Genomic DNA, 18507 nt, shown 5'->3' with positions numbered 1-18507 from the left:
GAGACATAATAGATGTGTTATCATAGTCGATTTTTTTATTCAGAAGGGAGCTTCTTTTCTTAATGAATCAACGCCAGCAATCTTTAATTTATCAATTAATAAAAAATAATAGTTATTTAACTACCAAAGAATTAGCAACGTGCTTCCAAGTTTCTGAGCGCACTATCCATAGTGATTTAAACAAAATCGAAGACTGGTTGAATGCGCACCAATTACCTTTAATTATTGAAAGAAAAAAAGGAACAGGTATTTTACTAGTTGGCTTACCTCATGAAAAAGATCAGGTCAAACGTCTGCTGAATGAAAAGACTGAAACGGAACTGGAGAAAAGCCAGTTAAGGCAATTGTTGATTTTTCATTTGTTAGTTGCAAAAGACGGTCTCAGTCTTGAAGAATTAGCAGAGAAATTATTTGTTGGTCGCCGAACAGTCAGAAAAGAATTAACAGATTTGCAAAGTTTTTTCCAACAACATCATTTAGTGTTAGTGTCAAAAACAAAACTGGGCACATTTATCACCGGTGACGAGCAAGAAAAAAGGCGACTGCTGGTGAAAACATTGCGTAATATGCAAAAGGCAGATCCACAAAGTCCATCCTTGAAGGAATTTTTTGCAAAAGACACACTAAAAGTAATTCAACATACGTTACGAGATGTCTTCTATGAGAATCAGCTAGAGGAACCAGCAGGCTTGTCTACTGTTGAGATTCATATTTATTTTATGTTAGAACGCATGAAGCAATTGCAAAAAGTCAAATTGAGTGAAGATGAAAATGAAGCAGTCAATCATACGCAAGCGCAAAAAATCAGTAGCCAAGTCTTAGCCAAGTTAGCAAACGTGTATCCAATTGAATTTTCACCGGATGAAATCAACTATTTAGCGTTAAGAATTGCTAACTTATTTTCTAAATCTCAGTCTGCTGCACGCTTTCAAGGTGAAGCAGATGAATTAGCCCTTCATTTGATTGATCAAGTTGAGCAATTCTTAGGTTATTCATTGAAAGAAGACCAGCTTTTGGCACAAAATTTAAGTTCTCATTTATCTTCCACTTATTTTCGTTTGAATTATGGATTAACGATTTCAAATCCGTTAACGAAAAATGTTTTTAGCACGTATACGCAATTATTTTTAGTTCTGCAATTGATTTTGGAGGATTATTTTGATAAAGAACCCTTTTATGTGCCGCAAGATGAGATTGCTTATTTGACGATCCATTTCCAAGCGGCAATCGAGCGCCACCAGCATCAAAAAAGTCGGAGATACCAAACGATTTTAGTTAGCGAATACTCAAAGGCAATGGCAACTTTTCTTGAAGCGAGACTTAATCGAGAACTTCCTGAATTGACAATTTTGGATTTAGTTGAGCATAGTTCTGAGCTGAATGCTGAAGAATTTCCACCGGTTGATTTTATTTTGACGACGCTCCCTTTTCAACATGAAAGCATTCCTGTAATCGAAATTTCACCGATGATTACGGAAACCGATTTATCGAGGTTGGCGAAATACATGCTAGAGCATGTGCCAAATAAACGAACAAAAACGTTTGATTTGGCAAATTTCACGAATCCATTCTTGATTTTCCCACATTTAGACTTAACAGACCCTACAGAAATCTTGTCTTTCATGGGAAATGTCTTAGTTGAAAATCAATATGTTCATCCGGAATTCATTGAATCTGTGTTAGAGCGAGATCGCCATTCGAGTACGCGGGTCGCATCACTAATCACGCTTCCCCATGGCAATCCATTTTATGTGAAGCATTCAACGATTTCGATTGCGACGATGAAGCAACCAATTACTTGGCACGGTGAGCAAATCTGTGTTGTTTTGTTGCTGGCGGTCAAGAAAAATGATTTGAAACATCCAGAATTCAAAAAATTATTCTCCGTCATTCATTATTTAGAGAAGCAGCCTGAACGTATGAACGAATTGTTGCAAACAGATCATCCGTTAGAAATTTTAACTTTGTTGTCTAGCTATGAGTAAAAGATATCCAAAGTTAAGAATAGTTGAACATATTTTTTTGGATAATAAATGTTTTTTTATATCTGACATTATTCCGTATAGGATGTTCAAATCCATTTTGCTACTTTATTAGCGAAATATTTGTATTATAAAAAAAGTATGGTATCATTAAGTTAGTTCAAATTATTAGATTTTCTTAAGGTAACACTGCCCGTTAGTGAAGTTTCAGGCAGTGTTACTTTTTTTGTTTATTTATGAAATAAAATTAGTTAAAATGTTATTATAAAAAAAACATTGTGTTTTTTTAGTAAAGAGTTCTTTTGTTAATTATGGCGATCATTTTGATGAAAGTAATATGTTAATTAAGTTTGGGTAGGACTGAACGTTATTGCGTACATAATAATAGGAGATAAAATTGGAAAAGTTAGGGAATATAGGTGAGCAAAATGAATCATTTAGTTGACGGGATGTTTGAAACCTTATTTTTTGAGTCAAACAGTCGAAACAAACTTCATTTATTTAAATATTTGATTGTGCAAGAACAAAAAGTTTCGTTAAAAAGTGTAGCAAAACAGTTTAATCTTTCCTATCAAGGAATACAAACATTGACGAAAGAAATTATTCAAGATGAGTTACAAGAACATGGTCAATCGCAATTTATCTTAAAAACGGGAAAGGTTCTTCGGGAGCAAGAAGTACAATTATTTACGATTGACAGTTATCGTTTATTTTTGCTAAAAAAAGAAAGTGTTACGTTTACCTATTTAGTTTATAAAGTGCGTCATCCTAATAAAAATGAACTCAGTTATGCGCAAAAACACTTGATTAGTATCTCAACTTTTCATCGAAAAATTCAATTGCTAAAAAATCTTCTAGCAGTTTATCAAATGAATCTAACACTTAAAACGACAAACGATCTTCAAGAAACGGCTTATCGGACCTTTCTTTACTTTTCATTGTGGTGGGGATATCGCGGGCAAGAAAATTTATTTACTTATCTAGGTAATGAAAAGAAATATCAGGTGATTGCGAATCAAGATATCTCATTTATCACAAAACAGCAGCTGGTTTTGCTATTAAATGTGTTGGAAAGTCGCTATTTATTAAAAAAATATTTAACGAATTTTGAGTTACAGGACGAATTACATACCCTCTTTTACGATTATGGAGCTCCTTATGCTGAATTATGGCATTACACACCGAAAAAGGTCAGAAGTGCAGAGAAAAAATTCTTGAGCACGTTTATCAATTTGTTTATCTTGAATGAGCGAATCACCACGGAACAAAAGAGAGTATTTGCCAGACAACAATTAAAACAAAACAAACAATTAGCCGAGTTTGTCAAAACGTATCTGAGATTACTTGAAAAAAATCAATTTGAAATCATCAGTGACAGTGAGTTTGTGTATGATGTCTTGCTTTTTTCAGGAATGGTCAACAACTTGATTGGGGAAGAAGCCAAAGAAATTATCCAGCTTATTCAACAATTGTTACCAGCTAGCTATCAAAAAACGTTAGTCGCATTGAAAGGAAAAGTGATTGAACAGGAGGAACTACAAGTCGCAACAAAAAGCAGACCTTTATTGGTGCTCTGTGTATTGTTGACACTTCACTACCGTAAGTATCGCGTGCCATCAGTGACCGTTGGTTTACCTAAAGAATTGGGAATCATATGTATCAAGGATTTGCAATCATTTTTGGGAAGCTTTGGCTTTGTCAAAGTCATTATTCTTGAGGATATTTCAACTAACTCCTGTGATTTACTTTTAATCAATTATTCGCTCATGAAACAAAAGGTGCCAAAAAAACAACGATATTATTATTGGGATCAAAGTAATTTTCCAGAAAATTACACCGCACTTGAAAGAAAAATTTTTGAAGAAAAAAATAGAAGAACTACTGAAAATCATTGAGTTTTCAGTAGTTTTTTTATTTTTTTAAAAGATAAGTAGAGACTGATTCCATGAAATTTGAAAAAGCGTCATTTATTTTTTGAATTTTGAAGAGGAAAGCATAAATTATGCTTGTTATACTAATTTTCGTTGGCTGACTTCTCAATATCTGAAAAAAATTTTTTAAAATAATGGGAAGTTGACTATCCAAGAGGGTGCTACTATTTAATAGAAGGACAGGAGGAATTTTAATTGTTTACGTTACCAAATTATTTATTTGAACCGCTATCTTGGATTTGTACAGCGTTGATTGTACTTGTTTTTGCAAATCTATTATTTTTTACAGCATTATCTGTTTTTGGTCTCATCACGCCAAAAAGAGATTATGAAATAGTTGCTCCGAAAAAGAAATTTTTATTTTTGATTCCTGCGCATAACGAAGCGGCAGTAATCAAAGAAACTGTCGAAGCGTTAGTTCATCAGGATTACGATCCTAACTTATTTGACATTGTGGTGATTGCTGATAACTGCACTGATAATACAGCAGAGATTGTACGGAGTATTGGCAAAGCAAAAGTGTTTGAAAACACATCGAAGCCTGATGAACCAAGAGGGAAACCACATGCAATTGCAAGCTTCATCAATAATGAAAGTTGGCAAGAGTATGATTATATTGCATTTATTGATGCGGATAATATTGTAGAACCTAACTACTTAACAGAAATGAATTCACAAAGTATTGCTCATCCGGAATTTGTAGTCATCCAAGGATATTTGGGTATGAAAAATGTGTTTACATCGATTACAGCATCTGGTTATTCTGCTGTGTACTTTATTACTAATCGTGCGGTTCAATTTGCCAATTATGTTTTAGGCTGGAATGCAGCGATTGGTGGCACAGGATTTATTTTAGACACAAAATATTTAATGGAACGTGGCTGGAATCCAAGAAGTTATACAGAAGATTTCGAGTTGCAAGTGGAGTTGTCAATGAATGGGTTAAGAAGTGGTTGGAATCAGTTTGCAGTTGTCCATGATGAAAAACCAAATAGCTTTTTAGCAAGCCATCATCAACGAACACGTTGGGCGCAAGGACACTGGTATGTAGCATTTTCAACAACTTTTAAACAAATTAAGTCGTTATTTAAATCAAAACACTTCAATGAACTAATGAGTAAGATTGAAACCTTATTTTATTCTTATTCAATGGTTCGTCCGGTAGCTTACTTAATTATTTTAGCATTAGGAATTATTGATATTCGTTTGTTGAAATACTTACCTAATTTGTTTTCTGTTATCACATTCTGGTTAACAATGGAAGCATTCAACTTTTTGATTATACCGACCGTTTACTTTATTGAAGAAGGTAAGGACTATTTCCAATTGAAAAACACTTGGTGGAAAAAAATCCTGTTTTTCATTCGCTTGGTTTACTGCTTTATTTATAATTCGTTAACGTATATGATTGCGCAAATCGTAGGCTTCTTTACGTGGTTCAAGCCACAAAACAAATGGAACAAAACAGTACATTCCGTACAATACAAAGATTTGGAAGGTGAACAATATGCAAGTACAAAATAATTTGAAGTTAGATCAAAAAACAAGTCGTCATCAGACGAAGAAAGAACATCGCGCAGGTTATTTCGGAAAAAATTTGGTTTATTTAGTGGTAATTGCAGGAATTTTAGCATTTTTCTTTATCAGTGCATAAGTCTTAACTAGCGTAATTAGCTTGTGAAAGTTTATTCATTCTTTGAAATTGAAAAATTTTTTTAAATATTAAAGAGGAAAAGGTTTTTTATGATTAGTACAATGGGTTTGTAAGTAAATAACAGCGAAATGTTATTTAGGTGCAATACATTTGAAGGGAGGTGAAAGAAGTGAAAAGTTCAGCATATAAGAAGTTTGTTTTATTAAGTAGCGTGTTTCTAACTTTATCAGTAACAAATGATCTTGTAACAATTGTTTATGCAGAAACAGCTGACCAAACAACTCTCTCATCGGAAGCAACAGAAACAACAACCACTCAAACCTCTGACAATTTAAGTGAGACAACAAATACTTCCGAAAAAGAGTCCAGTGAAAAAAATATTTCAAGTTCCATTATAACGGAAACTGAAACGAGTGCAACAGAAAAAGAAACAACAGCAGATGATGCAATCAAAAAAGATGTTCTCCCCGGAATAACTCCAAAAATTGCTACCGGCTCTGTTTCTTATAAAGCTAACTCTAGTGAATATACGTTAAATACAACTTATACAGGAACGATTACGTTGAGCAACAAAGATGGTGATTCGATTCCTGCAGGTACAACAATCGTTATTTCTATTCCGTCAGAAGCAATTGATTATAGCACGATTGATTTAACAGATGAAAACATTTCAAATTATTTTGATGTAACAATTGATGAAAGTGCGGGAACGCTCACGTTCGTGGTCAAAAAAGATATTGTTGGTAATACTACAATTTCGGCTGATTTTCATACAAAAGTAATTGGAACCCCTGGAACAACGTATAATGTGTCTGCAACGACGACATCAAACGGACAGGACATACCAACAATTGTTGGCACGCCTAAGTTAAAAGTAAATACCAATACACCGCCGATTTATAATTATGTTAACTCTTATTGGGGGATTTCAAATAGTAATCCTGGAAATTTTGTTGCAAGAGATGGCTCTGATATAGGTGGACTACCAACTGGTAATTTTAATCGTACGTTAGACGTGATTCAAAACTTTATTGAGGTAAACTATACTGGAGAAAACATTTTGCCTTCTGATTGCTTTTATCGTTTTGCTTGGTACATCGAACCAGTAGGAAACGGAAAAGTGACTATTACAGACGAAGACATAGCGAATATTGTTGTTCGAGATACGTTAACACAAGCAGTGATTCCTAAACAATATTACAAAGTGTATCGGGATTCTGGAAAGCCAGACAACAATGAAATTTGGATCGATTTACAGTCTGAAGACGTTTCGGGAGGCTATATCAAACGAGATGGTCGCTACGAAGCAAGTGTCAGCGCACATGCTAATAATGATAGTATCACTTACCCAAGTCAAGCTTATATCTATATGGCTACAGCTAATGGTGGGAATATCGGTGGTGGCGCACATTTTGATTTGAATAATCGGTTCTTGACGACTGGTGACAGTACCGTTTTTGCTAACTTAACTGTTGAAGATAAAACATTTTATGTTGGTGATCTAACAGACGAAAATATTAAAGAAAAATTATTAGAAAATATTACGGCTAGAGACACTGAAGATGGCGATATCAGTAAAGATGTGACAGTTGATTATAGTAGTGTTCAACCGAATACGCCAGACAAGTACCAAGTCACTTATTCTGTGACAAATTCTTCTGGACATCTCTCAACTAAGACGGCAACCGTTACGATTTTGGAAAAACAAGATGGTGCGCCAGTTACTGTGAAGTATGTTGATGAAGATCAAAATGAAATTGCTGAAGCAAAGGTTCTAAATGGAAAAGTTGGTGATCCTTATACTTCTCAAGCAGCAACAATCGATAACTATACTTTATTAGATGAACCTGATAATAAAGAGGGGCAATTTACAGATAAACCTCAAACAGTCACATATATTTATCAAGGCAAACTTCTCTTTGTTGATGCGCCAACTCAACTGCAATTTGGCGAGCACACCATTTCAGCAGGAGATGAAACTTACTCTTTAGAATCTTTGGATAAGAACTTACTCGTCCAAGATTTACGTAAAAATGGATCTACTTGGAGCTTAACTGCAAAATTGAATCAAGAATTCATTGGCACAACAACGAGCAAAAAATTAGGTGCTACACTGTATTACAATAATCCGACACAAGGTAAACAAGCAATCACAACAGACGAAAGTGTCGTTATCCATAATCAAACAACAAGCAACCATGATGAACAGAATGTGTCTCAAGACTGGCAGTCAAAACCCGACACTCTTCAATTATTCGTTCCTGGTGGAAAAGCTGTTGCAGATACGTACGATGCAACGATCGAATGGGATCTAAGTGATGTTGTAGCAAATGAATAAGGGGATAGAAAGCTATGAAAAAAAGAAACAAGCGATTCGCTGCATTACTATCCTTGATCTTATTCTTTGGTTTTGCTTCACAGGTTCAAGCAGAGCAAGTCGCTGATTCTGGTGGAAGTAAAGCAAGCGTTGGTTTTTACAAAACAGAGGATAGTAGTACAAGTGATTCACAAGAAGATTCAAACAATCAGATCATCAATAATAACGATCAAACAACAAATAATACAGTGAACAACGATACAAGACAACTTGTTCCTGATACGACACAATCAGGTTCTTACAAAATAAGCTCTGGCATCCTGCCCAAAACAGGTACTGTTAACTCAGACCCGATTACACTTCTTGGAGTTGCCATGATGATTATCGGGGTCATGTATTTATTAAAAAAACGAAAAGAGGAATTTTAAAATGAAAAAAGCAATTATGGGAATCGTATTATCTGCAACTTTATTATCTGCAACAGCTGGGGCAACTGTTTATGCTGCTGACATTGATCAAAAAGATACAACTGGTGAAGTTGGTTTTAAAGCACCAGATACTGGCGCTTTGACACTTGTAGAGGCTGCTGACCTAGACTTTGGTATGCATGAAATCTCAGCTACTGACCAAAACTATACAACTGAATCAGATACTTTCAGCAAAGTTCAAGATTTACGTGGTACTGAAGCTGGTTGGGCATTACAAGTTTCTGAAGCTGGTCAATTTAAAAATGATACACATGAATTAACAAATGCACAAATTACATTAGTTTCACCAACGATTGATGCAAGTTCAACAGCAGTTGCTCACGAAAAAGCAGGTGTTGTTTTGAAAACTACCAATGAAGCAGCAGTCATCATGGATGCTCAAACAGGTGAAGGTAATGGTTTAGCAATTGAAGATTTTGCTAAAGGTGCTGCATCTTTAAGCGTTCCTGGTGCAACAGTTAAAGTGGCTGGTCAATATACTACTACGCTTAACTGGGTATTGACAGATGGAGTTGCAAACAACTAACCATTCGTAAACGTGTAGGAATAGACAGTCATCCGGCTATCTATTCCTATTTTTTTGAAGGAGAAAAAAGATGAAAAACAAAGTCAAGGCTTTTTTATTATGTGCTATTTCAGTAGGTACGTTTTACTCATTTCAAAACGTGTCTGCTTCTGCGGTTGATTTTCAAGTAAATCCATTACCTTCTGAGAAACAGGTAGATAAGTCGTTATCGTATTACGATTTACAGCTGAAACCGAAAGAAGCAATAGAGTTAGTCGTTCAAGTGACGAATAATGCCAACCATCCAATTGTAGTCGATACAAATGTGGATCATGCATCAACAAATAGTAATGGTGTTGTGGAATATAAGAATAGTCAACAGTTTGAAGTAGCAAACTTAACAAATGATATGAAACAGTTGGTGAAAGTCCAAGTCGATAAAATTGCGCTAAAAGCCAATGAAACAAAAGAATTAACTTATACAATTACTGCACCAGAAAAAACGTTTGATGGAGTTGTAGCAGGCGGAATCAATTTGATAGAAGAGATTTCTAAAGAAACGCAAGACAGTGCTGCAAATAAGAGCAGTATGGCAGTCCAAAATCAATATGGATACACGATTGCACTTATTTTACATGGCGAAAAAGAAATCACAAAGCCGATTGTCGAAGCTGGCAAAATCAAGGTGGAACAAATTAACGGCCGAAATAGTATTAAATTCCCTCTAAAAAATACCAGTGCAATGTTTATCAATAAGTTAAATGTGAAGGGGGACATTCGCAAAGCCGATGAAGAAAAGGTGTTATACACCACGAAAATCGAAAACGGGCAACAAGCGCCAAACTCAGTGTATAACTTTGATATTCGAACCGATGGAAAAGAATTGAGTCCGGGTAAATACACGGCAACTCTGACTGCTGAATCAAAAGGAGAAAAATGGGAATTCAAACAAAATTTCACTATTTCGAAAAAAACAGCAGCTGATTTAAATAAAACGGCAATAACTAAGGAAGAAGATCACACGATGCTTTACCTGATTCTTCTAGTGTGTGGTATTTTATTACTTCTTTTTATTATTATCTTTATCTACATTCGTAAGAAAAATCAGAAAATCAAAAAATTAATGAATGAACTACAGAAAGAAGATAGCGCCAGCTAAATAGTAGCTATTTTAAAGAGGAATCGTATGAAGGAACTATTTGAAAAAGAGACGTTAGCAAAGCTGATGTTATTCTCATATATTGATAATTTAGACACTGACTCTTTTGCAGTCAAAGATATTGAAAAACAATTTGACTTAACTTATTTTCGGGCAAATAAACTTTTAGGTTTATTAATCGAAGACTTTAAAACGATGGAGCTGGATGATTACTTCTTTATCTCCAAAAATAAAAGTAAATATATTTATAAGAAAAACTGTTTGGATTCTATCAATCGTTTGATTTGGAAATATGGTAGAGAATCTTATTTATTTAGTCTTTTAGATTACTTCTTAAAAAATGGTATGAACACCAAAGAAATAATGGAGAACTATAGCTATTACCATTATGTAAGTGTTTCTTATTCCTATGTCATCAAAAATAAATTGGAAGCATTTTTGGAGATGCACCAAATGAATTTTTTGGTTGAAAATGTAAGTGAAAGCAAGTTACGCATTTTTTTAGCACAGATTTATTTTTATATTTTTAAAAATTATGAAAATCCTTTTTCAGCGGAAGAGTGGACAACTGCGCAAGCTTTTATTGAGGAATTACAAGAATTAAAAGTAATCGAGCCAATTGAAAAATTGAAAAAAACAAAACTTCTGTATTATTGTTTGGTTTCTTTTTTTAGGGTAGAAAACAAGCAAAATAGTGGCGATGAGGTATTGCTTGTATCAACTGATGAACGCTATATGGAACCAATTATCTTAAGTTATCGCAAATTTGCGGAAAATCGGGATGAAGTCAAAACTGAAGACGTCATCACGTTGATCAACTATTTGAGAGTCAACCATTATCTTTTTCAGGAAAAAGACAGTAGCTTAAAAAAAGAAAATGATCTTATGCAACTAACACGCAATTTGTTAACTACAGTAGGAATCGAACAACCAGATGAAAAGCTTAATAACCAGTTATACGAATTGTTGTTTAAATTTTCTTATTACAAAGATAGTCTATTAGACGGTCATTTTTATGTCATCTTAGATTTCTTTTTTGATGGTTTTGGTCAAGAAGCAGAGCGAATTTTACAATTTTTGCGTAATAAAGAAACGATTGCGGTGATTGGTAATCAAGCGGAAAGCCAACAACTATTATTAGAAACACTTTTACTTATCATCAACAGTCAAGCCTATCGAAATCAAAAACAAGCAATCACAATCACGATTGATTTCACTTTAGGAGAAGAATACAACAAGTACATTGCCAATAATATTGTGCATTTGCCGTTTGTTACCCTAAAAGTCGATAATCAGTACTCGGCTCAAACAGATATCTATCTATCAGATGTTCTATCCGAAGTAGTTGAGAGTGAATACTTAATTTGGAATAGTCCGCCAAGTTCAAAGGATTGGAAAGTCTTTGGGAATTTGGTATCAAAAATTTATGGAATGAGAAATAGCTTATGAAAAAATATTTAATCGTTTTTTTGTTTAGTTCGGTTATGATGATGAATGGTGAAAAAGCAAGTGTTCCTAAACTTTATCATGCAGAAGAAGATGTGGTACACGAAGAAGAGCATACCCGTGAAACAAGTGTTGGCTTCTATGAAAAAAAGTTGAGGAAGAAAAAATCAGCACAACCAGTTGTTGGTTTTGCACCAAGTAATGGGATTAGTAAGAAGAAAGTCGCGAATTTTGGAAGTAGCTCAATCCCGGTAACTAAATTGGGGAATGTTTTCGAAAGTCTGTCCGGTACGCTTATCTTTGGAGGAAAATCGAATGAAAAAGAATAAAAAAGTTTATTTTCTGCTGTTTTTCTACATTGCTTTAGCGTTGGTCGCTTATCGGTACATTGAAAATTCAATTTTTACACAGCACATAGTAACTGCCGAGTATACGGTGGGCGACAACGTAGCAAACTTACCAACGATTCCATTTGAAGAAGTGCAGTCTGCGACGATGAATGATGTGTTTACGTTGAAAAATGAGGAGTCAACGGCAATCGGTGCATTATCAATCCCTGAATTAACATTAGCTGTTCCGATTTTTCCTGGAATCAGTCAAAGTGCTATGCTTATCGGTGCAGCGTCTATGTATCCGAGCCGGAATCCATTGAAAGAAAATATGATTTTTCTAGGACATCATTTAAGCGAAAAAGGTTTATTGTTTGGAAAATTAGTAGATGCGAAAAAAGGACAGCATATTGATATGACGTATTTAGACAAAAGCTATCACTATGTAATAAGCGAGAAAAAGATAATTGATGAAAAAGAAGTCAATTACATCGAAGAAAATCCAGAAAAGACAGTAACGCTATTGACGTGTGATAAGGCAGCAGCAACAACAAAGCGCATTTTAGTTAAGGCAAAAATGATCGAGGATACACAAACAGCATTAACAAAAAAACAACTTTCAGCAAAAGAGCCACTTCAAATGATTGAACAGGTGAACAAAAAGGCAATGCATAAAGTTTATTTACAAATCGCCTTGTTTGGTTTGTTTGCAATCGTTGGAACAGGTGTCGTTTTATTTAGCAATAAGATTTGAGGTGTCACAATGAATTATTATGGAAAAATATCAAGTTATAAACAAAGATATTACTTGGAAAGAATTGCTAGCTTGAATCAAAAACTTCCGCGAATGGGTGCCTACAATTATCAAATAGAAACAATATTTTTAGAAAACTACTGTCCAGTTACATCTATTTCACTTTATCAAAAAAAGAAATGGATCAAAACTTGGCGAATCAGTGTTCAAAATGATGCCAATATCATTAGAAAAACAAAGGATGATTTTGTCATTGGCATTGATGGTCAATGGACGAATGCCAAAAATAAGATTTTAAATGATGCAAAATCGATTATTTTACAATCATAAATAACTTAAAAGTTGAAATACCCGATATGAATTGTATCAGGTATTTTTTTTATTGTTTCAAAGCGTTTTTTTAATATAAATCATTGATTTCTATGGTTTTTAGTTATTTTAATTATAATAATTATTTTTAAAGTATATTTTCACTCAAATAAAATAACTTTTATATTTTAATTTTTTGTTATATTTTAATGTTGATGTTTCTTTTTATAGGTGTTATATTAGTTCTTGTAAGCGGTTGTTACATAATTTGTTTATTTTTTGATATTATCGTTATAACTGTAATTACATAAAAATAAGTGTAGAGGTGTTTTGTTATGAAAAAATCATCAATTGTTTTATCGTTATCAGGAGTTCTTTTTTCAGTCGCGCTATTAGGTCAAGCGCAATCAGTTAAAGCCGAGACAAGCCAGCCAGCTATTGAGGTTAAACAAGTAGAAAATAACGTAGATGTGTCGACGTGGGAAGAGTTTAAAGAAGCAATTAATGATGACACAGTGACAGATATCAGCTTGTCTTCCGATATCGCAATGGCGACGACAGAATCAATTACGAACTTATCGAAAAATATTCATGGTAACGGACATACGATTGATGCCGACTTACATCAACTTTATTTTACGAAAGCCGATGCGGTTGGTTTGATGGAAAATGTGAAAATTATCAACACAGATATTTATGGACTACTTTGGAGTTCACATACAGCAAATATTACATATAAAAACGTTGAACATACAGGAAGACAAATGATTTATTTACCAGAAGGAAAGCTAACTTTAGATGGTAAAGTATCTAGTGTTTCTACAACAGAAGAAGTTTATCAAGGAAAAGAATTAGAAGTGAAACCAGGTGCCGTAATTAACTTTGAAAATGAATCAACTACCATTCCTGCTGTTCATATGATTTATTCAAAAGGCATCTTATCGGTTGGAAAAGATGCACAAGTAACAATCAAATCAAATACAACCTCAGTTTTAGGTGGGACAAACTTTTCTTTTGTGAATGAAGGGAATATCGTTGCGACTTCCGCTGATGATCGAGGAATCAATTTAGGAGCAAGCAGTACTTTAGAATTAAAAGAGGGTAGTCATTTGAAAATTCACACAGACGATACAGTTTATGAAAGTATTTTAGTTACTTCTGGTAATTTCTTCGTACGAAAAGGTGCGACTGTTGAAGCTGATTCAAATGGTAACCACAGTACAATCATCGCAGGAAAAGAAATCGTTTTCGAAAATGGGTCAAACTATTCAATTACCAATCATCACTCAGAGGGCCCTATTTTAGGTGGCTATGCAACAACAGCGCATGTAACTTTGGATTCACCAACAGGCTACAATCTTTGGTGGATTGACAGTGTAGAAGAAGCAACGCCTGAAGAAGTAATTGCGGGGCCGGTAAAATCGTCATTTAATATCTCGGGGTATACACATACAGGAATTAAGACCACGGATTTCTCATCAACTGATTCACATTTTGAAACGACACCATTTACAAATTACGGAAAAATTCAAGGGGGGTCATTTGTTGATGATGGCATCGTTATTGAGAAACCAGTTTTCAATGCAGTAACGGATCAAGACAAAGAGTTAACTGGAACAGGAACGCCGGGGGCGACAGTTAATGCGTATGTGAATGGTGACTTGATTGGAACAGGAACAGTGGATTCAGAAGGAAACTGGACAATCACAATTGATCCACAGGCAGAAGGAACGAAAGTTGATGTGAATCAAGTTGTTGATGGAAAAGAAAGTGAAATGGTTTCACAAGTAGTTACTCATGAAGAAAAAGTTGATGCGCCTGTTTTTAATGTTGTCAATGATAAAGACAAACAGTTAACAGGACTTGGCGTACCAGGTGCAACAATCAATGCTTATGTAGATGGCGTATTACTTGGAACGGGAACCGTAGAAGCGGATGGTCGTTGGACAATCACGATCGAACCACAAACTGAAGGAACAAAAATTGACGTGAATCAAGTCATTGATGGAAATGAAAGTGAGTTTGTTTCACAAATTGTTAGCCACTTAGATCAGACTGTTAACTTCTTCAAAACAGGTTATTGGCAAAGTTATGGGTTGATTTTAGAAGGATCAATGGATAACGGGAACTTAGATTTAACAAATCAAGATGCTGTGAAGAAAACGCTTCATTTGACAGCTGCAGACGGAACAGAGGTTGGTACGATTGCCTGTGCAAATCAAGATTGGTATAATCATGGTGTTTTCAATGGCTATCAAGGCATTATTGACAACACATTACTAGGTGGATTAGAACCCGGGGAATATAAACTTAGCGTAACGTTGCAAGTTGGCGACTTTGACGAAACACAAGATTTAAATGTAACAGGATCTGTACGTGATGATTATCAGCATGTGTTTACAGACATTGAAGAAACGACAGTTGGTAGTCATACGATTTCAACATTGGACAAAGATGGAATTGGTTATTTAGTTGTAAAATAAAGGAATAATCAAAAGAAGCATTTGGGACAACAGATAATGTTCCAGATGCTTCTTTTTTTTAGGTAACGACAGCTTTAAGCGTTGCACAGATAAAGAAAATTTTTTTGCTATAATTAATCTGTAGAGTTGGTTTCTTTTTGACGTAGTGTTCGAGTCAATGTGAGGGTTAAGATTTCTGTGTGGTAGTGATAGTCCATTTGCTTCAAAAGTTCGATTGCAGCTCGCGCTTTTTTTTCGCCGTTTGGGTGGTTGGTAAGAATCTGCCAAAGTCCTAAATAAAAATGATAATAATTTCGAAAAAACATCTGGTGCGCTTTATCTGAAAAATCATATAAAGTAGTTAGCAAGGCTGGAATGCCTTCTATATGGAAATCTTCAATTAACTCATGAATCGCGTTAACTAAGAGCACACAAATCACATTCCGTGCTTTTTCAAAATTTTTGTAGCGATCCATTGCTGGTAATATGGACTGAAAATAAAGTACACGATCAGTTGAGTCAAGTAAATCCAAGGTGTTAGCAAAAAATCGAAAATCTTCGATTGTCCAAGATTGGATACTACTTAACGTTTGTTTTATTTTTGTTGTTGTTTGTAAGCTGACGCTGTCTTTTGTTAGTTTATTGGTTTCTTGATAATAAACTAACTGATCTAAGCGAGCATCTAATTGGAGTTTCCAAGGATGATCGGCTGAATGCTCTGTATATGTCTTTAAATAATGTTCCTTTAAAGAGAATAAAGCTGTGCTATCTGTTTGGTTGCCGCGTTTGCTAAATTCTTCGTAGAACCACTCTGTTTCAGATTCTTGATAATTCTGATGAATATAGAGAAACTCATCAATCTCCATTGGAAAGCGTGCCAAAATTTTGAGCAATAAATAAAAAGAGATATCGTGTTTTCCTTGTTCCAATCGAATGGCATATGATTTCGATAAAATATCTTGGTAGAGTACTTTTTGAGGCATATTTTTTTTTAAGCGAATCGTACGAATTGTTTCACCATAATTTTTCATGATTGCTACCTCCCTAACATGGATTTTAGCATCTAGGTAGTAAATAAGGTACTTTTCAGCTTGAACTTTTTTTTGGCAGTATAATTATGCCATTCCATAGCTAGCAATGGCTAAATATTGTTCATCAGTACAATGTAGTTGTGGAAAGGATGAGAAGAATAGGAGGAACTAAGATGGATTACTTAGTTAACGTGAAAATTAAATGGCAGCAATTAATAATTGGTAGCGCACTTTTGATTATGGGGTTCGGTTTATTATCACTATTTGAATGGACTTGGTGGGCATTGTTTTTTACGAGTATTCTTGCGTGGGTCGTTGTATTTGGTCCTGCTAGCAAAGAGATTTTTACTTTTCCAAGAAAATTTTGGGTGATTCCTTGTGCGGCACTTTTTTACTTGATTTTCGGCGGGGTCATAAGTGCGCTAACAAAAAGTATTGGATTTGACTGGACCAGTAATCCAGCAACAGGTAATCTGATGCTTTTGATCTTTAAGTTACCTTTTATGTTAATGGGGGAGGAATTATTAGGAATTGGTGTTCTGGAAGTTGCACATAATAAAGGCTTTTCCCTAACGATTAGTAATTTAATAAGTGCACTAGTTTTTGGGTTGATGCATGTATTTGTGTATTGGGACGGATCCATCATTTCAACAGTAATCCATGTATTGTTGTTGCAAGGTGCCGCGCGATTAATTTTTAATTATGTCTATATCATTACTGGAAGAAGTATTTGGGGATCTTGGTGTACACATGTTTTAGTGGATTTAGTTGCATTAAGTCTGTAAACAAGTATACGAATGTTAAAAAGTTTATGAGATTACGCGGAGCCGTTTATTTCATAAACTTTTTATGTGTTTTTAAAAATTAGACTCTTACTTATAAGTTTGCTGGGAAAAGTTTAAAGCTTGTGAGATTCTGTTGTAAATGTCTTAGCTGTGATAAACTAAGGTGGAGTAGGAAAATGGAGGAATGAATGCATGCAAGATTACCAATATCCAATTGATTTAGATTGGACAACGGATGAAATGGTGACCGTAATGAATATGTGGGAAGCGTTAGAAAAAGCAAACGAAGCCGGCATTAATAATGAAAAATTTTTAGCTGCGTATCAGCAGTTTAAAACAGTGGTGAAATCTATTGGAGAAGAAAAGCGTTTAGGTCGAGAATTTGAAAAAGTTTCAGGCTATTCGCTGTATCGAACAGTTCAAATGGCGAAAAAAAATCAGAAAAAAACTTTGAAAATGAATGGGTGAACCAGATGGAACCAATAATTCACGAAATCAAAAGTTGGCTGCTTGAAGCGGGAGAACAAATCAAAGCAAGTGAGAGGCAACAACTAACTATCTTTGAAAAAACAAATCGAAAAGACTTAGTCACAAATATGGATCGAACAGTTCAACAATTCTTAGTTCAGAAGATTGCTGCATTCGATCCAGATGCAAGAATTCTAGCGGAAGAAGATGGTTATAATGAGTTAACTGACTTAACTGGACGAGTATTTATTATTGACCCCATCGACGGAACGCTCAATTTTGTGATGGAAGGCGAAAATTTTTGTATCATGCTGGCTATGTATGAAAACGGCGTAGGACAGTTAGGGTTTATTTATGATGTGATGCAAGAAGAACTTTACTGGGGCGGACGTGGAATAGGCGTCTATCAAAATGATTTGCAGCTTTCACAACCTGTGAATAAAACGTTAGAGGCTGGATTGTTAGGAATGAATGGCTATTTATTTGCGCATAATAAGTTTAATATCCGAACAATTGGTGAAAAAAGTATGGGGGTCAGAATCACTGGGTGTGCCGGCTTGGAAATGATTGCAATGCTAAAAGGAAATCATATTGGCTATTTGTCAAACTTGAGTCCATGGGATTATGCGGCTGGTTGTGTTTTGTTAACAGAATTCGGTTTCTTCTATAGTAATATGAATGGCGAGCAGTTAGCATTTCATGGGCGTGAATTATTTGTAGCAGCAACTCCGAAAGCGTTCCAGCAAATCCACTCATTCTTAGAAATCTGAGTAGGCAGGTACAAATGAAACTTAAAAAAGCTGTGAAACGGAATTTTTCGAGATGAAAATGAAAAAAAGTTGATAGTTTATTAAGTTTCGCGAAAAAATGAAAACATTTCACTATAT

General features: G+C 34.8%; 17 protein-coding genes. 16 read left to right on the top strand and 1 reads right to left on the bottom strand.

Features of this window, described 5'->3' with window-relative positions:
- Positions 1-62 precede the first annotated feature (62 nt).
- From IGJ93_RS07935 to IGJ93_RS07875, 13 genes are all read left to right on the top strand, one after another.
- The gene (locus IGJ93_RS07935) at positions 63-1985 is read left to right on the top strand and encodes a BglG family transcription antiterminator (RefSeq protein ID WP_067481230.1); all 1923 of its coding nucleotides are present in this window, start codon (positions 63-65) and stop codon (positions 1983-1985) included.
- A gap of 425 nt (positions 1986-2410) precedes the next feature.
- Entirely contained in the window at positions 2411-3877 is a 1467-nt protein-coding gene (locus tag IGJ93_RS07930) for a helix-turn-helix domain-containing protein (protein ID WP_285701447.1), read from the top strand.
- Between the two features lie 231 nt (positions 3878-4108).
- On the top strand, positions 4109-5437 hold the full coding sequence (locus IGJ93_RS07925; protein WP_067481235.1) for a glycosyltransferase family 2 protein: 1329 nt from the start codon (positions 4109-4111) through the stop codon (positions 5435-5437).
- Positions 5421-5567, top strand: coding sequence for a hypothetical protein (locus IGJ93_RS07920; RefSeq protein ID WP_271026780.1), 147 nt, complete (start codon positions 5421-5423; stop codon positions 5565-5567). Before IGJ93_RS07925 ends, IGJ93_RS07920 begins: the two co-directional genes overlap by 17 nt.
- Before the next feature lie 169 nt (positions 5568-5736).
- On the top strand, positions 5737-7905 hold the full coding sequence (locus IGJ93_RS07915) for a MucBP domain-containing protein (RefSeq protein WP_311801699.1): 2169 nt from the start codon (positions 5737-5739) through the stop codon (positions 7903-7905).
- Positions 7906-7919: 14 nt separating this feature from the next.
- The gene (locus tag IGJ93_RS07910; protein WP_095803706.1) at positions 7920-8312 is read left to right on the top strand and encodes an LPXTG cell wall anchor domain-containing protein; all 393 of its coding nucleotides are present in this window, start codon (positions 7920-7922) and stop codon (positions 8310-8312) included.
- Between the two features lies 1 nt (position 8313).
- Positions 8314-8898, top strand: coding sequence for a WxL domain-containing protein (locus tag IGJ93_RS07905; protein ID WP_095803705.1), 585 nt, complete (start codon positions 8314-8316; stop codon positions 8896-8898).
- Positions 8899-8968: 70 nt separating this feature from the next.
- Complete coding sequence (locus IGJ93_RS07900) at positions 8969-10036, top strand: DUF916 and DUF3324 domain-containing protein (protein ID WP_095803704.1); 1068 nt, start codon at positions 8969-8971, stop codon at positions 10034-10036.
- A 27-nt stretch (positions 10037-10063) separates the two neighbouring features.
- Entirely contained in the window at positions 10064-11485 is a 1422-nt protein-coding gene (locus IGJ93_RS07895; RefSeq protein ID WP_071869199.1) for a hypothetical protein, read from the top strand.
- A complete protein-coding gene (locus IGJ93_RS07890; protein ID WP_071869200.1) occupies positions 11482-11811 on the top strand; it encodes a hypothetical protein in 330 nt (109 codons plus the stop codon). Before IGJ93_RS07895 ends, IGJ93_RS07890 begins: the two co-directional genes overlap by 4 nt.
- Positions 11798-12565, top strand: a complete 768-nt coding sequence (locus IGJ93_RS07885; protein ID WP_285701437.1) for a class A sortase — start codon at positions 11798-11800, stop codon at positions 12563-12565. Before IGJ93_RS07890 ends, IGJ93_RS07885 begins: the two co-directional genes overlap by 14 nt.
- 9 nt (positions 12566-12574) lie before the next feature.
- Positions 12575-12895, top strand: a complete 321-nt coding sequence (locus tag IGJ93_RS07880) for a hypothetical protein (protein ID WP_067481249.1) — start codon at positions 12575-12577, stop codon at positions 12893-12895.
- A gap of 314 nt (positions 12896-13209) precedes the next feature.
- Entirely contained in the window at positions 13210-15357 is a 2148-nt protein-coding gene (locus IGJ93_RS07875) for a pectate lyase-like adhesive domain-containing protein (protein ID WP_270344824.1), read from the top strand.
- Between the two features lie 113 nt (positions 15358-15470).
- Here the strand turns inward: IGJ93_RS07875 and IGJ93_RS07870 are convergent, their stop codons facing one another.
- Complete coding sequence (locus tag IGJ93_RS07870) at positions 15471-16367, bottom strand: helix-turn-helix domain-containing protein (RefSeq protein WP_067481254.1); 897 nt, start codon at positions 16365-16367, stop codon at positions 15471-15473.
- Positions 16368-16540: 173 nt separating this feature from the next.
- On the opposite strand from IGJ93_RS07870, the gene IGJ93_RS07865 reads away from it, so the two are divergent.
- The 3 genes from IGJ93_RS07865 (at position 16541) to IGJ93_RS07855 (ending at position 18390) form a co-directional block, all read left to right on the top strand.
- Positions 16541-17152 (top strand): CPBP family glutamic-type intramembrane protease, encoded by a 612-nt coding sequence (locus IGJ93_RS07865; protein WP_067481256.1) that lies wholly within the window; start codon positions 16541-16543, stop codon positions 17150-17152.
- 192 nt (positions 17153-17344) lie between these two features.
- Positions 17345-17620: a UPF0223 family protein gene (locus IGJ93_RS07860; RefSeq protein WP_067481258.1), complete on the top strand. Its 276-nt coding sequence runs from the start codon at positions 17345-17347 to the stop codon at positions 17618-17620.
- A gap of 5 nt (positions 17621-17625) precedes the next feature.
- Positions 17626-18390, top strand: a complete 765-nt coding sequence (locus IGJ93_RS07855) for an inositol monophosphatase family protein (RefSeq protein WP_067481260.1) — start codon at positions 17626-17628, stop codon at positions 18388-18390.
- Positions 18391-18507: the final 117 nt, after the last annotated feature.

The sequence above is a fragment of the Enterococcus sp. DIV0174 genome (assembly GCF_050529065.1).
GTDB lineage: Bacteria > Bacillota > Bacilli > Lactobacillales > Enterococcaceae > Enterococcus_B > Enterococcus_B thailandicus.
This window is presented reverse-complemented; position numbering and strand designations above follow the sequence as displayed.